Annotated in this window: 15 protein-coding genes; 13 read left to right on the top strand and 2 right to left on the bottom strand. The window is 64.9% G+C overall.

All coding sequences use genetic code 11. The features are described 5' to 3' along the window. Window positions 1-5 precede the first annotated feature (5 nt). From C4F17_RS12195 to C4F17_RS12155, 9 genes are all read left to right on the top strand, one after another. Window positions 6-1,829, top strand: a complete 1,824-nt coding sequence (locus C4F17_RS12195; RefSeq protein ID WP_106935400.1) for a hypothetical protein — start codon at window positions 6-8, stop codon at window positions 1,827-1,829. Next, window positions 1,826-2,860: a hypothetical protein gene (locus tag C4F17_RS12190; RefSeq protein WP_106935399.1), complete on the top strand. Its 1,035-nt coding sequence runs from the start codon at window positions 1,826-1,828 to the stop codon at window positions 2,858-2,860. Before C4F17_RS12195 ends, C4F17_RS12190 begins: the two co-directional genes overlap by 4 nt. Before the next feature lie 68 nt (window positions 2,861-2,928). After that, window positions 2,929-3,333: a hypothetical protein gene (locus C4F17_RS12185; protein ID WP_106935398.1), complete on the top strand. Its 405-nt coding sequence runs from the start codon at window positions 2,929-2,931 to the stop codon at window positions 3,331-3,333. A gap of 12 nt (window positions 3,334-3,345) precedes the next feature. Next, on the top strand, window positions 3,346-4,770 hold the full coding sequence (locus C4F17_RS12180) for a LamG domain-containing protein (protein ID WP_106935397.1): 1,425 nt from the start codon (window positions 3,346-3,348) through the stop codon (window positions 4,768-4,770). Between the two features lie 9 nt (window positions 4,771-4,779). Further along, complete coding sequence (locus tag C4F17_RS12175; protein ID WP_106935396.1) at window positions 4,780-5,115, top strand: phage fiber-tail adaptor protein; 336 nt, start codon at window positions 4,780-4,782, stop codon at window positions 5,113-5,115. Between the two features lie 20 nt (window positions 5,116-5,135). Further along, window positions 5,136-5,465, top strand: a complete 330-nt coding sequence (locus tag C4F17_RS12170; RefSeq protein ID WP_106935395.1) for a hypothetical protein — start codon at window positions 5,136-5,138, stop codon at window positions 5,463-5,465. Next, window positions 5,462-5,932 carry a glycoside hydrolase family 108 protein gene (locus C4F17_RS12165; RefSeq protein ID WP_106935394.1) on the top strand — a complete coding sequence of 157 codons (471 nt, stop codon included), beginning with the start codon at window positions 5,462-5,464 and terminating at the stop codon, window positions 5,930-5,932. Before C4F17_RS12170 ends, C4F17_RS12165 begins: the two co-directional genes overlap by 4 nt. 2 nt (window positions 5,933-5,934) lie before the next feature. Then, on the top strand, window positions 5,935-6,135 hold the full coding sequence (locus tag C4F17_RS12160) for a hypothetical protein (RefSeq protein ID WP_106935393.1): 201 nt from the start codon (window positions 5,935-5,937) through the stop codon (window positions 6,133-6,135). Beyond that, window positions 6,128-6,691 (top strand): hypothetical protein, encoded by a 564-nt coding sequence (locus tag C4F17_RS12155; protein ID WP_106935392.1) that lies wholly within the window; start codon window positions 6,128-6,130, stop codon window positions 6,689-6,691. The genes C4F17_RS12160 and C4F17_RS12155 overlap by 8 nt, the downstream gene beginning before the upstream one ends. Before the next feature lie 34 nt (window positions 6,692-6,725). Here the strand turns inward: C4F17_RS12155 and C4F17_RS32745 are convergent, their stop codons facing one another. Beyond that, window positions 6,726-7,520: a hypothetical protein gene (locus tag C4F17_RS32745; protein ID WP_159053637.1), complete on the bottom strand. Its 795-nt coding sequence runs from the start codon at window positions 7,518-7,520 to the stop codon at window positions 6,726-6,728. Between the two features lie 185 nt (window positions 7,521-7,705). On the opposite strand from C4F17_RS32745, the gene C4F17_RS12150 reads away from it, so the two are divergent. Beyond that, window positions 7,706-10,246: a hypothetical protein gene (locus C4F17_RS12150; RefSeq protein ID WP_106935391.1), complete on the top strand. Its 2,541-nt coding sequence runs from the start codon at window positions 7,706-7,708 to the stop codon at window positions 10,244-10,246. Between the two features lie 251 nt (window positions 10,247-10,497). Beyond that, window positions 10,498-12,459: a hypothetical protein gene (locus C4F17_RS12145; protein ID WP_106935390.1), complete on the top strand. Its 1,962-nt coding sequence runs from the start codon at window positions 10,498-10,500 to the stop codon at window positions 12,457-12,459. Here C4F17_RS12145 and C4F17_RS12140 read toward each other — a convergent pair. Then, entirely contained in the window at window positions 12,443-12,622 is a 180-nt protein-coding gene (locus C4F17_RS12140) for a hypothetical protein (RefSeq protein WP_106935389.1), read from the bottom strand. The genes C4F17_RS12145 and C4F17_RS12140 overlap by 17 nt on opposite strands. Before the next feature lie 77 nt (window positions 12,623-12,699). Here C4F17_RS12140 and C4F17_RS12135 point away from each other — a divergent pair, with 77 nt between their 5' ends. After that, the gene (locus C4F17_RS12135; protein ID WP_159053636.1) at window positions 12,700-13,236 is read left to right on the top strand and encodes a hypothetical protein; all 537 of its coding nucleotides are present in this window, start codon (window positions 12,700-12,702) and stop codon (window positions 13,234-13,236) included. Between the two features lie 41 nt (window positions 13,237-13,277). Next, window positions 13,278-13,859, top strand: a complete 582-nt coding sequence (locus C4F17_RS12130) for a helix-turn-helix domain-containing protein (protein ID WP_106935387.1) — start codon at window positions 13,278-13,280, stop codon at window positions 13,857-13,859. The last annotated feature ends 156 nt before the right edge of the window (window positions 13,860-14,015 follow it).

Genomic DNA, 14,015 nt, shown 5'->3' with positions numbered 1-14,015 from the left:
AGCCCATGACCAACCAACTGATCCGAAACGGCTACAGCTACACGGTGCCCGAAGTGCCGTATCAGCCTGCGCGCCCGGCCTACTGGAGCTCCGAGTCCCGCACAGCTGTGCGACTTGGGGCGCCAAACACCACAAAGGGTGCGTGGGTCACGACAACCGACCCGGTCACGAATCGCACCAGCACAGTCTGGGATCCGAACTACCCGGTCAACCTGTCGCCGCTGACCCCTTACACCTACACAGTCGAAGTGTTCCACCCGGCCACGGCCGAAGTGATCGGCTCGCCGGCGTTCGCCGTCGACGTGCCGCCACAGGGCTGGACATCGTTCGCGCACTCGATCGCGGCGGCGCACGGCGGCGCGCGCATCACCTACTTGGTGCCGCAGGCCGTCATGGGCGCCGCGGTGGGCGTCACGCGCGAAGCTGGCGATCCGCCCGCAGGATACGGTCATCTGCTGCACGGCCTGCTGTTCAACACCGGCTCCGTCAAGTCGCTCACGGGCACGTTCCTGACCTCTTACCTGTCCAGCGACGAATTCCAGATGGATGTGTCGGCAGGCGGCCTGGCGACCTATCGAAAGAATGGCGCGATCATCGCCACCGAACCCTCGGCGGTGCCCCCAGGCTCCGACCTGTTCATAGCCGCCGCGCTCTTCAGCTCCGGCGACAGCATCGACGAGCCAGACATCGAGGTGTTCAGCTCCGGGGGCATCGTCGGCGTCACGCCCGGCGCCCAGGGCCTGCTCAGCGAGACCAGCAACGCCGCGCAGTTCGTGACGGTGATGCCGGGCGCCGTGGGCTTCCTGGGCGTAGGCAACGGCATCCGCGCCAGCATGCCGGCGCTGACCGGCTTCCTGGCCGAAAGTGACGCCTCCCAGTTCGCGGGCGTCATGCCCGCGGCCGAAGGCGCGATGTACGGCGGCACGCCGACGATCGTCTCCAACAACAAGATCATCGGCACCATGCCGCCCGCCGCCGGCGCGATGAACGTCCTGTCGGGCCAGGTCTTCACCAGCACGGCCGCAGCACCTGCGCCGAGCGGTTTCCTGTCGGATCACCCGGGCGGCCAGGTCCTGGGCGTCATGCCGGCCGCCGCGGGCACCTTCGGCGTGGAGGCCTCCGAGACGCTGCGCTACCTGCTCGACGGCATCGTGTTCGATGTGCCGCTGCTGGCCACTGCTGTCAACCAGGCTGACGCCCGCGACAGCTTCGGCTTTGATGTCCCGATGACGGGCACCAGCATCGCGATCGCCGACATGCGCGACGCCTTCGGGCTCGACATCCCGATGAGCATTGCCGGCGGTGTCGAGACCATCGACATCCGCGACGGCTTCACCTTCGACGTGCTGCTCTCCACGCCGGGCGCCGACCTTGAAGTGCACGCCGTCAACCTGTCCGGCTTCGGCAGCACCACCTACGCGAACTACGCCTTCAACAGCTTCGCGCGCATCGGCGACCGCTACTACGGCGCCAAGGTGGACGGCTTGTTCCTGCTGGAGGGCAACAGCGACGCCGGCGCGCCCATTCAGGCCGCCATCTCGCCCGGGAAGCTGGATTTCGGCACCCCGCAGCAGAAGACGGTCTCCGAGGTCTACATGGGAGCAGCCTCCGAGGCGAAGCTCGTGCTCAAGGTTGCGGGCCCGGCCGGCTCCTTCGAATACGAGGCGCGGGGCTACTCGGACGATCTGCAGCAGCACCGCTTCAAGCTCGGCAAGGGCCTGAAGACGAACTACCTGATTCCCGTTTTCTACAACCAGGACGGTGCCGACTTCGAGATCGACAGCCTCGAATTCGAAGTGGCCGACCTCTCGCGAAAGACACGACCATGACCACCCCTATCAATCCCGGCGACCTCGTTTCCGTTCCTGACCCGAGCACTGGCGGTGCCGGCGCGCCTGTCATCGTGTCGCAGGTCATGAACGGGAAATGGCGCAACGCCGTGCTGTTGCTGAACGCAGCATCTGCGCGCGCCGACGACGCCATCGAGATCACCGATCCTGCGCCCCAGGTGCCGCTGGTCGACCTCGACACCAGCTATGTCATGCCGATCAAGCCAGTTCTTCCGGACAACAACCCGGCGGACGCCAAGGCGATCTTCGATGATGCCCGCGCCGAGATCCACGACGAGATCACGATGGGCTACGTCGACTACCTGCAGACCTACTTCCCGGACCGCTCCTACTTCGACAACGCGATTGCCTGGATCAACCGTGCGCTGACCACAGGCGGCACGGGCGTCAATGCGGCCGTGGAACAACAGCTCTGGGAGCGCGGACGCTCGCGGCTGCAGATCGAAGCCATGCGCGCTGAGAGCGACGCCATGCAGAGCTTCGCAAACCGCGGCTTCCCGTTGCCGCCCGGTGCGCTCGTGCACCAGGTGCAGTTGATCCACCAAGACACCCGCGACAAGTTGGCCGAGCAGAGCCGCGACATCAGCATTGAAGCGTTCCGAGCCGAGTTGGAGAACACCCGCTTCGCGGTCCAGCAGGCGCTGGACATGTGGATGAAGGCGGTGGCCAGCGCAGGCGACTACATCCGGACGTTGCTGCAGGGCGACCAGGTGGCGGCCGGCCTCGCCACGGCCATGGTCAGCGTGCGCAGCGAATTGGCCCGCAACCTGGTGGCGCTCTACCAGGCCGAAAGCGCCGCGCTTGAGCCGCGCGTGCGGCTGGCCATCGCTGACGCCCAGATCAAGGAGGCTGGCAACGAGGCGAACTTGCGCTCAAAGAATCAGACGCTGAGCGATCGGGTGCAGGCGGCCATTGCCGCTCTGACCAGCACCACCCAGGTGGCAGCTGCCTCGCTCAATGGCATCAACGCTGGGGCCAGCATCAGCGGGAGCGATTCGACCTCGCTTTGATGGCACCCCAGTAGGGTTAGCCGGGGGCTCCTTGAGCCGGCACAGTGCCGGGATTCAAGGAGCTTCCCATGACCATTCAGATGGGCACCGCGCTGCGCAACGCCCGCAGCGCACAGATCGAAACGACCATCGGCACGTCGGCGAAGGTGCAGATCCGCACCGGCGCCCAGCCGGCCAACTGCGCCGCGGCCGACAGCGGCACGCTGCTCGCCGAGTTCGCTCTGGCCTCCGACTGGTCGACCCAGACGGGCGGCGTGCTCACGTTCAGCAGCACGCCAATCAGCGCGACGGCGTCGGGGTCCGGCACGGCCGCGCACTACCGCATCAAGGACAGCGCGGGCACCACGTGCCACATGCAGGGCAGCGTGACGGCAACGGGTGGCGGCGGCGACCTGACCGTGGACAACACGTCGATCGTGTCCGGCCAGACCGCGCAGATCACCGGCTGGACGATCACCGAAGGCAACCCGTAAGCCTGGAGCCTCGTGGCTGATCGCAACATTCCTGGAGGAGATGGCTCGTTCGCGAGCGTGGTGCTGCTCGCGCATTTCGATGGGGCAAACAATGCCACGACGTTCACCGAGCAGACCGGGAAGACGCTCACGGCCGTCGATGGCGCAAAGCTCAGCACCACGTCGCCGAAGTTCGGCTCCGCCTCCCTCGCGCTTGACGGCACGGGTGACTACGTCACAACACCGGGTGTTGCCGACTTCGTTTTCGGCTCGGGCGATTTCACCGTCGAAGCCTGGATCAAGACCAGCACGACACGCGAGCAGCTCATCGTTGACTTCTATGTGCCGCTTCAGGTCACATGGCAGTTAGAGCTGAACTCTGCCGGGCGACTGAACTTCTATGGCAGCACGGGCGCAGCGAACGGTGCGATTGCCACCGGCACGTCGGTGCTCACCAACGGTGCATGGCATCACGTTGCAGCGACCCGTGCTGGCTCGACCATCAAGCTGTTCGTTGACGGGATACAGGAAGCCTCTGTTACCGATTCGCGCAACTTTTCTTACCAGACCTCTTTCCTGGCTATCGGTGCCCAGGTCACGACGCGCAACGCTGCCTACGACTTTCCCGGGAATATCGATGACGTGCGAGTCACGAAGGGCGTGGGGCGATACACGGCAAACTTCACGTTGCCCGTGTCGCCCTTCCCTGACGTTGGGACGGTGGTTGTTGCGCAGGCGCTTGACGGGGTCTCCCAGGTCGCGGCAGTCGCAGGAGTAGTAAGCGCGTCCGCAGCACAAACTCTTGCGACCGTCAGCCAGGCGGCAACCGGTGCAGTCGTCGTCAGGACAAGTGCGGGCCAGACCCTCTCGACTGTGTCCCAAGCGGCGACGGGGTCTACTGCTGCATCCATCGCAGGCGGGCAGACGCTGGGCGGCGTCAGCCAGGTGGCAGCCGTCACGGTGACCGCGACCGACGCGCACTTCAGCACCGCTCAGACTCTCGGTGGCGTGACCCAAAACGCCGCTGCGGTCGTGGCCGGAAAGGCTTCGGCGGCGCAGCAGCTGGCGGGGGTCTCCCAGGCGGCCACTGCGACGGTGCAGAACGTCGCGCACATCGCCGGCTCTCAAACGCTCGACGGCGTTGCCCAGGGCGCTGCGGCCCTCGTCGGCATCGCATCTGCGGCAGCACAGACGCTCGCCGGCGTGTCCCAGGCGGCCACGGCCACGGTTGCCGACACGGTGCGCGCCTTCGTGGCGGCCCAGGTTCTCGCTGCCGTCTCGCAGACCGCGCGCATGCGGCACCGCTATGTCTTCGAGCGCAACGAGCGCACGCGCGACGTGCAGCCCGAGCAGCGCGGGCTTGTCGTCGTCGCCGAAGTGCGGGGCTTCGATGTGCAAGCCGAGAGCCGCATCGTCGCCCTGGCCGGCGAGAACCGGCGCATTGCCTTCACCGACTGAAAGACCAGCATGGCCACCATCAAGCCCACCACCTACGTCGTTGACCGCGGTGAAGCCGTGATTGAGAAGGACCCCGACGCGACGCTCGACTACGCTTTCGATTGGTCAGCCTGGCTCGCGCTGAACCCGGGCGACAGCATCGCCGGCGCAGAGTTCATCGTCGATCCGACCCTAACCGTGGTGGACCAAGCCTTCGACGCCACCACGGCCACCGTATGGCTCAGCGGCGGCACGAAGCCCGCCACGGGCCCCAACAAGTTGCGCGTGACCTGCCGCATCACGACCACCAACACCCCGCCACGGATCGATGACCGGTCCGTGTTTCTCAAGATCGTGGAGCGGTAGACGCCGCTGGAGTACGTGGAATGTCCCAAGAATCCCAGCCCGGAGACCTGCAGCGCGTGTCTCGCATCGTCGATGTGCGTATCCCCCTGTGGGGGCTGCTGTGCGCGCTCGGCACAGCCGCTTTCTTCCTGATCAGCATGTATTTCACGACGAACCAGACGGCGCGCGATGTGGCCGAACTGCAGATCACCGTGAAGGCGGGAAACACCCAGGTCACGACGCTGGCGGGTGAGCAGGCGCTGCTGCGCTTCCGCATGGACAACCTCGAGGGCGACATGCGCGCCGTCAAGACGCAGACCGCGCCGGTGGCTGCGCCGGTTTACCAGACCCCGAACCGGAGAACACCATGAACTTCGATCAAGCATTTGACCGCCTGCTGGGGCACGAGGGCGGCTACGTGAACGATCCGCGCGACCCGGGCGGGGAAACGAACTGGGGCATCAGCAAGCGCTCATACCCCAACGTGGACGTAAAGGCGCTGACGCAGGACGCAGCGAAAGCCATCTACAGGCGCGACTACTGGGCGCCGGTGCGCGCCGACGAGTTGCCCGACAGCGTGCGCTTCGATGTGTTCGACGCTGCCGTGAATAGCGGTGTCACCCAGTCGGCGAAGTGGCTGCAGCGCGCGGTCGGCGCCTACCCCGACGGCGTGATCGGCGCGCAGACCGTGGCTGCAGCGCGCGCCGCTGGACCACTGATCGCCGCCGCCTTCAACGGCTACCGCTTGCAGTTCTACACCGACAGCGGCAACTGGCCGACCTACGGCAAAGGCTGGGCCCGGCGCGTGGCCTCCAACCTGCAGAACCTGAAAGGCTGACCATGGAAGACGAAATCAAGGCGCTGCGCGAGGAACTGACGCGGCTACGCGAGCGCGTCGCGGTGCTGGAATCTGAAGCCGCGCGGAGCCGGCCGATCGGCATCGTGGACTGGTCGCGTCCCGTGCATGTTGGATCGCCGCGCTTCGTGCAAGCAGGCCCATTGCCCCCTGGCACCATCACCTGTGGAGCGCTTCATGGCTGATTCGTTCGACTGGAAAGCAACCATCGGCGCCGTCGCGCCCGGCTTGGCCACTGCCTTGGGTGGCCCGCTTGCCGGCGCGGCCGTCAAGGTTATCGCCGACAAGGTGTTCGGCAACCCGAACGCCAGCGAGGCCGATCTGGCCACCGCACTCGCCTTGGGCACGCTCACCGGCGACCAGATCCGCGCACTGAAGCAAGCCGAGATGGAGATGCAGATCGAACTGGCCCGCATCGACCAGGCAAGCGACGCCGCCTACCTGGCCGATACCGACAGCGCGCGCAAACAGACTGTTGCGCTTGCTCAATCCGGCAGCGGCATTGCCTGGGCGCCGGTCGTCATCAGCGCCATCATCACGGTGGGCTTCTTCATCTGCATCTACATGCTGTTCGTCTTTGAGCGCGATTGGACCGAGCGGCAGGCGGGGCTGCTGAACACGCTGTTCGGTGCGCTGATCCTGGGCTTCGGCCAGGCCTGCAACTACTGGCTCGGCAGCTCGGCCGGCTCAAAGCGCGCGGGCGATGCGGTGCGCAAGATCGCGGAGCATGCGTCGAAATGACGGTCTCAGACCCCGCTGCGACTAAATGGTGGTGTCAGCCCCCCGCTGGAACAAAGACAGAAATGAAATTGGGGGAGGGAGGGCTGACCGCTAGTAGATTTGCAGAGTTAATAATTGGAGGCATTTCTAGAAGAGCTTTTAATCGCGCAGCTTGTTTATCCTCAATTCCAGCGTCATATCTCACCTCTAAAGTCGCTGCGTTGGTCTGTTCATTAAGAAAGTCCGGCTTTGAGGGATACGGGCGGATTTCAATGCCCGGTAGCTTTTGTTTTAAGTGGGATTGAATTCGATGTGCTGTTTTTTCAGCCGCGGCGTCAGTAGATAAGTAGTAAATTCCGACAGTATAACCATTCATCACATCCGAACTTCTTGTGCGGATTGAAACTTGAGTGGCTGCCTGAACCCGCTGATTTTCGTTTTTAACCTCCGCTTTAATTTGTGCAGATATGCGACTGTTCGCCGCTACATATGTGGCAACGTCGTTCGCCAAGCTTGGTTCAAGCAGCTTGAGTAGTGCCAGAGCACTCGCTTGTTGCGTGGCGTCATTCGAGGTGATGTCCCGGTAGAACAGCTCCAAATACTTGCTCTGAATCGTTCTTTGGAATTCTGCTTTTCGATCTTCAGCTGCCGATCTGGCAAGTGCTAGCTGTCCGTCTGCAATCTGAGTAGCGGCCTTATTGCCATAGTATGCGAGTCCAGCAACAGTGAGTGGAATTAGTGCAATCTCGATGATTTTGAAAATACGAGAAAACCATCCCGTAGATCGAATTTTTTCTGCTTCTTGAATGGCATCAAGAGTTTTGAGAATCTGATCGATTTTTGTTTCCATAGTCTTTCTCCGAACGCCATCATCGGTCTTAGAGCGACACCGCTACACCGAATGTAACAGCCTGTGTTGCGCAATGCGCCTTTTTGGTAGCACCGCCGCCGCGATGTGAGTACGGAGACCCCACTAGGGTTCGACCCTTTCGCCTCGCGCGCGAAGAATGCCGCTCAGTACTCTGAGAGGCCCTCATGACCGATTCCGCGCAAGGCAACGCCGCCGCCATCCTGGCGCGGACAAAGCGCATCGAGATCCAGCACTTCGCCGACGGCGGAATGGTGCGGCGCATGTTCGACCGCTACTACGGCAACACCCCTGCTCGGGCCCCAGCGCCTGCACCGGCTGCCGAGGCTCCAGCGCAGCCCGCATCGGCTCGGCTGAGCAACATCAGCGACTACGCCGGCAACACTGGTTTGGAGAAGCGCATGAAAGCGGCAGGGCTCAAGGACGGCGGCCCGGTGAAGAAGGGTGGTGCGGCGGCCATGTTGGCGCAGATGCCAGCCTCCCACGCCAAGGCGAAGCCGATGGAGCATGGCGGCCCCGTGCATGGTCCTGGCGGTCCGACGGAAGACAAGGTGCCGATCTGGGCATCTGCTGGCGAGTTCATGCTGCCTGCGGACACCACGGCAGCCGTCGGCAAGGAAAAGCTCGAGGCGCTGATCGACGCAACCCACACCCCAACGCGCAGCCCAGCCGAGAAGATGGGTCGCTTGGCGCGCGCCGACGGCGGCGCGATCGATCCCGGCGCCGTTACGCGCGTCGGCAACTCCTACTCTGGCGGGAGCGTCACCGGAAACATCGCGGTCAATGGTGCGGCGCCTGGCGGTACCGTAAGCACTGTCGATTCCTTTCGCGCTCCGCCGCCACCGGCCGCGCCGCCGGTGCTGGGTGCGCCCGCTGCATTGACGCCGATCGCGTTGAAGCCTGCCGCGCCGGCCCCTGCGGTGGCGCCGCCTTCGGCCGCCGCGCCCTTGGACTATGCGAACCGGAATGCGGCCTTCAACACCGGCGCCGACGCTCGCACGGCGATGATGTCCGCGCCCGGCGTGCGGCGCTCCAATCTCGCGGCGGCGCCAGCGGCGGGCACTGCGGCGGCAAGTCTTGCGGCGCGCCCGGTGCAGTCCATCGCGGGCTACGCCAACGGCGGCGAGATCGACGACCCGCGCAAACCCCTGCCGACGTTCGCATCTCCTGAGGCTGCGGCTCTGGCGCTGGGGGGCATGTCCGCAAGCGCCCGAACCGACATGCAGAGGGCTGCCGATGTGCAACTGGCATCTCTCTCGCCCACCGCAGCGGCGGTAGCAAGTCCCAAGCCCTACGTGGCAGAGATCCCGCGTGGCCGGTACGAATCGGCGGCGCCGTATCCGGATGCGCCCGCTCCAGCACCTGCTGCACCCGTGCAGCCGCCGGCAGCGCCTGCTGTGGAGGCGCAACCTGTGGACGTTGCGCCGACAGCCGCGCCAGCGCCAGCAGCTGCCGCGCCAGCGGCGCCGACGCCTCAAGCGCAGCTTGCAACGCTGCCCGCCACAGGCGTTGCCGCCACGCCGGCACGTGCCAACCCTCTGGGCAGCATGGCCGACACCAATGCGCAACTGGCCAACCTGCAGGCGTCGAATGCCTCGATCCCGCAGGGAGGCGCAACCATCATCGACGGAGCCGGCGCCGAGGCCGACCGCCGCGCCCAGTTCAATGAACAGGCCAACCTTCGGAACGCTCTGAACAGCAGCGTGATGACGCGGCGCGGCGCGGTGCCGAATGAGGTGGCGGTACAGGCGGCGTTGCTTCCGATCGATGCGCGAGCACGTATGGCCCAAGTCGCAGCCAAGGAGGCCGGCGACACCCAGCGCGCCACAATTCAGGAACGCGGCACTGACGCGCGCGCCAAGCTGGCCGATGCCCGCGCGCAGCAGGAACTGGGTATCAACCAGCAGCGGCTTTCGCTTGAGGGCAAAAAGGTCACGCTCGACGCCAATCGCGACGACCGCGCGGCGGCAGCGGCCGAGCCGGCGCTGGCGCTTGCTCAGCGCAAGGCGAGCCTGCAGGCGGTCGTGGCAGACCCCAACAGCACGCCGGCGCAGCGCCAAGCAGCGACACAGCAGATCGCTGGCATGGAGGGCAAGGAGTTGCTGGGCCACGCGCCGCCGGCCGGCTACGAACGCACTCCCGACGGGAACCTGAAATTCATCAAGGGCGGCCCGGCCGATCCCGACACGCCGAAGGGCAAGAACAACCTCACCGACACTCAGGCAAAAGCGCTGCAGTTCGGCAGCCGCATGCAGGAGGCGAACGAGATCTTCGACAAGTTGGAAAAGGACGGGAAACTGTTCTCGACGCCGGGGGCAAACAACCCGATCACCGGCGGCATCGTGAATCAGTTCAACACGGCCGCTGCCCAGCAACTGGACCAGGCGAAGCGCAACTTCGTCAACGCCGTGCTGCGCCGCGAGTCGGGCGCCGCCATCGCGCCCAGCGAATTCGACAGCGCCGACAAGCAGTACTTCCCGCAACCGGGCGACAGTGCCGAGGTGGTCAAGCAGAAACGGGCCAACCGTGAACTGTCGATGCGCGGTATCTTGGCCGAGGTGCCCGACGCTGACGCGCGGATCGCCAAGATTCGACCAGGCGCTGCAGCCGCCCAAGCCGCCCCGGTCACGAGTCCTGCGGACCACGCCAAGCTGCCGGTAGGCGCCACCTACATCGCACCCGATGGCACCACGCGGAGGAAGTCGTAATGGCTGAGTTCTGGGAAGGAGACGAGGTCGTCGCCCCCGCTGCGCCTGCCGCAGCCGCGCCGGCAGTTGCAGCTCCAGTGGGCACTGCCGCCGCCCCGGCGCCGTCGACGGCAGTGCCCGCCACGCCCCCGGCTACAGCGGCGAGTCCCGATGCCTTCTGGGCGAAAGACCAGGTCGTCGCGCCAGCGCCATATCCCGCGCCAGCGGCGCCGGCCGCGCCGGCAGCCGAGCCGCCGAAGCCCGATCGATCTGTGCTCGGCGAACTCGGACACCAGGCAGGACTGGCGGCGCGCGCCGTCGTGCAGGGTGCGGCCGCGCTGCCGGGCATGGTGTCTGACGCCATCACCGGCCCGGTCAATGCCGGGCTAGACGCCGTGGCGGGCGAAGGGAACGGCTTCCGCTTCCAGAAGGTCGCCAGCGCCCTCGGCAACATCATGGACCAGACGGGCGTGGCCAAGCCGGAGAACGCGACCGAGCGCGTGGTGCAAGACGCGGCCACCGGCGCAGCTACCGCCCTGACTGGCGTGGGTGCTGGGCAGGCGCTGGCGCAAGCTGCGGCTGGGCCTATCACCAAGGCCCTTGGCAGCATGATGGCTGCCGCGCCCGGCATGCAGGCGGTGAGCGGCGCCACGGGCGCCGGCGCATCAGGGATCACGCGCGAGGCGGGCGGCGGCGCGGTAGCACAAGGCGTCGCTGGCATTGCCGGCGCCCTGGCCCCTACCGCCGTCCCGTTCGCAGCGCAGGCTGGCGTGCGCGGCGCGCTGCGCGGGGGCGAGGCCGGTCGACAGCGTGTGGCGGACAACATCGCCACTTTCGAGGAAGCTGCCGGCACTACGCCGACCCTTGGTCAGGCGACTCAAAGCCGGGCGCTGCAGGGTGCCGAGACCGGCCTATCCAACGTCGTCGGCGGCTCAGGGATCATGGTCCGCCGCGGCGAGCAGCAAGCAGAAGCGCTCGCGAAGAGCGTGCAGGACCTGACAGACCGATTGGCCCCGACCGCGAGCGGGGCGGATGCCGGCGAGGCCATTGCCCGCGGCGTGGCCACCTTCCGCGACAACGTGCGCGAGACCCAGCAGCGGCTCTACAACAACCTGGACCGGTACATCGCGCCGGACGCGCCCATCACGGTGAGCAACACCCGTGCTGCGCTGCAGGAGCTGAATGCTGGGATCGACGGCGCCGAGAACCTTTCGGCATGGTTCCGCAATGCCAAACTCAATGGCCTCGAAAAATCGCTGATCGCCGACTTGGAGGCGGCTGCCGAGCGCCAAGCGCCGGCCGGATCGCGCAGCAGTGTCATGAATCCGGCGCCCGTGAATCTGGATGACGCCTCGCTCCCTTACGAGAGCATCAAGAAGATGCGCACCCTGGTCGGGCGCGAAATGTCGGATGCCAACTTCACGTCCGAGATCAATCGCGACAAGTGGTCGAAGCTCTACGCAGCGTTGAGCGAAGACCTCGGCGTCACAGCGAAGGCGGCCGGGCCGCAGGCCGAGCAGGCATGGACCCGGGCGAACACCTTCACGCGGCTGGCCAGCGAGCGCATGGACCAGATTTCGGCCATCGTGAACAAGGACGCACCCGAGAAGATCTTCAAGGCGGCTACCACCGGCCTGGCCGACGGCGGCACGCAGATCAACCGGCTGATGAAGTCCATGCCAGTCGAGAACCGCCGCGAGGTGGCAGCAGCAGTGCTTCAGCGCTTGGGCCGCGCCAAGCCTGGACAGCAGAACGAGCTCGGCGACGCCTTCAGCTCCGAGACTTTCCTGACGAATTTGGCGAACATGAGCCAGCCAGCACGCCGCGCGCTCTTCAATACGTCGGGTTTTCCGAACCTCGAGCAGAAGATCACGATGATGGGCCGCATGGCTTCGAACCGCCGCGAGGGCAGCAAGGTATTCGCGAACCCGTCCGGGACCGCGCGCCAGGGCGCGATGATCGGCTGGGCAGCAGGTCTGGGCACGGCGCTGGCCACCGGCAACGCTGGCGCAGTTTCAGCAGCTCTCGCGGCTCCAGTGGTCGCACGTAGCATCGCGAAGGCGACAACCTCGCCATCTGTGGTCCGGTTCGCGGCGGGCAGCACGCGAGCGAACGAAGCGTTAGTTCCTTCTGCAGTTGCGGCTGCAGCGCGGGTGCCGGTATCAGGTGGTGAACGGCCGGGCCTGCGTCGCATGCAGGAGTCTCGGCAAGCGCGCCTCAGGGCAGAAAACTGAAGAAGTAAGCGCCGACGCAAATGACTAACAAAAGCGCTGCGCCGATGCCCATCGTGGCTAAGCTGAAGCCTTTCCAGTCCTCGCGGGACTGCAGGCGTCGCTCCTCAGCATTCAACAGGCGCGACATATCTTCGCCCGTGAAGTTCTTGGGATCTTTTGCCATACCCGCAATGTAGCAGCAGCGGACGGCCCCCGGTAGGGGTGGAGGAACTCTGGGGCGAAGCGGAGACTGCGGCCAGGATGAACACCACCGCAAACCTAGACAGTGGCGCCCATGAGGCTGCCACTTCGCCACTTAGTACCCTGCCCGAGCCGACAGAGGCACAGTTGGCCGCGGGTAACTATCAGATGGGCCACGTGCGTATCGCGGGCCTGGACGTGACAGTCGAGTTTCCTGAGGGTTCGGTGCGCAAAGGCGTTGGAAAGGACGGAACGCCGTGGATGCGGCAAATGCATGCCCACTACGGCTACATCAAGCGGACAACTGGCGCTGACGATGAGCAGGTCGACGTCTACATCGGCCCGAACCATCGGTCTCTCCGCGCCTTCGTCGTCGACCAGGTTGACGCGGCTGGCAAGTTCGACGAGCACAAAATCCTCCTGGGTTACACCGATAGGCAGTCCGCCAAGGAAGCCTACAGCAAACACTTCCCGCCGGACTTCAAGATCGGGCCCATCAAGGAAGTGTCAGTGGCGCGCCTGCGCGCATGGCTGGATCAGGGGGACCTGAGCAAGCCAGTGAATGGCCTCCTGGGCGTAGTACCTCGCCCGACGTAGTCTGCGGTCAGTAGTGCTGAGGCTGGCGCTATCCTTGGCAGATGGCAGCACACCCCGTACCTAACATCAAAAAACTGCGAAATGACCGGCGCCTCACCCAGCAGCAGCTTGGCGATGCCCTGGGCTTTACAAAACGAACGATCATTCGTTGGGAACAGGGCGAGGGAGAGCCAGGCATCTTTGAGTTGAAGGTGCTGTCGCAGTTCTTCGGCGTGAGCATTGACCAACTGATTGGGGAATTGCTACCTAAAGAAGACCTTGGCACGCTCCCGAAGTTCGCCGACTTAACGGGACGAGAATTGGATTTTTGGGTTGCTAAGGCCCAGCGCCACTCTCCTGAGTGGATGGACAGCGAACCAGTGATACTCATCCCAGGACAGGCCAGCCGGCCCGTGCTCGCATACAGCAGCAACTGGAGTCATGCAGGGTCGATCCTGAGCGAGTTCGATATGCACTTCACAACAGTGCCTTCGGGCGTCCCCTTCGACGGAGTGCTCCGAATGGAAAAAGGTGTTGTTGCTAGACCTGCTGCCTATCCAAGTGCGGCGTGGGGGCGGAATCACCTAGAGGCGGCGATGAGGGCCTATTTGATCGCTGAATTCGGCGATCGAATCATTCTGTAAGTGCACTGGCGGCTGACAATTTTGTTACCGCGAGACACAAATTGTCGCCAAATCGTGGCCTTGCCGCCCAATTCAGCCCAGCACGCAAGAGATTTTGAGAACTTTTTTGCACTTTCGAGCCGGGAGATTTGTTTTTTGGGGATGGCATGCCTTCTG

It is taken from the genome of Variovorax sp. PMC12 (assembly GCF_003019815.1).
Classification (GTDB): domain Bacteria; phylum Pseudomonadota; class Gammaproteobacteria; order Burkholderiales; family Burkholderiaceae_C; genus Variovorax.
Note: the sequence above shows the minus strand (reverse complement) of the source record. Positions and strands in the feature narration are given on the sequence as shown.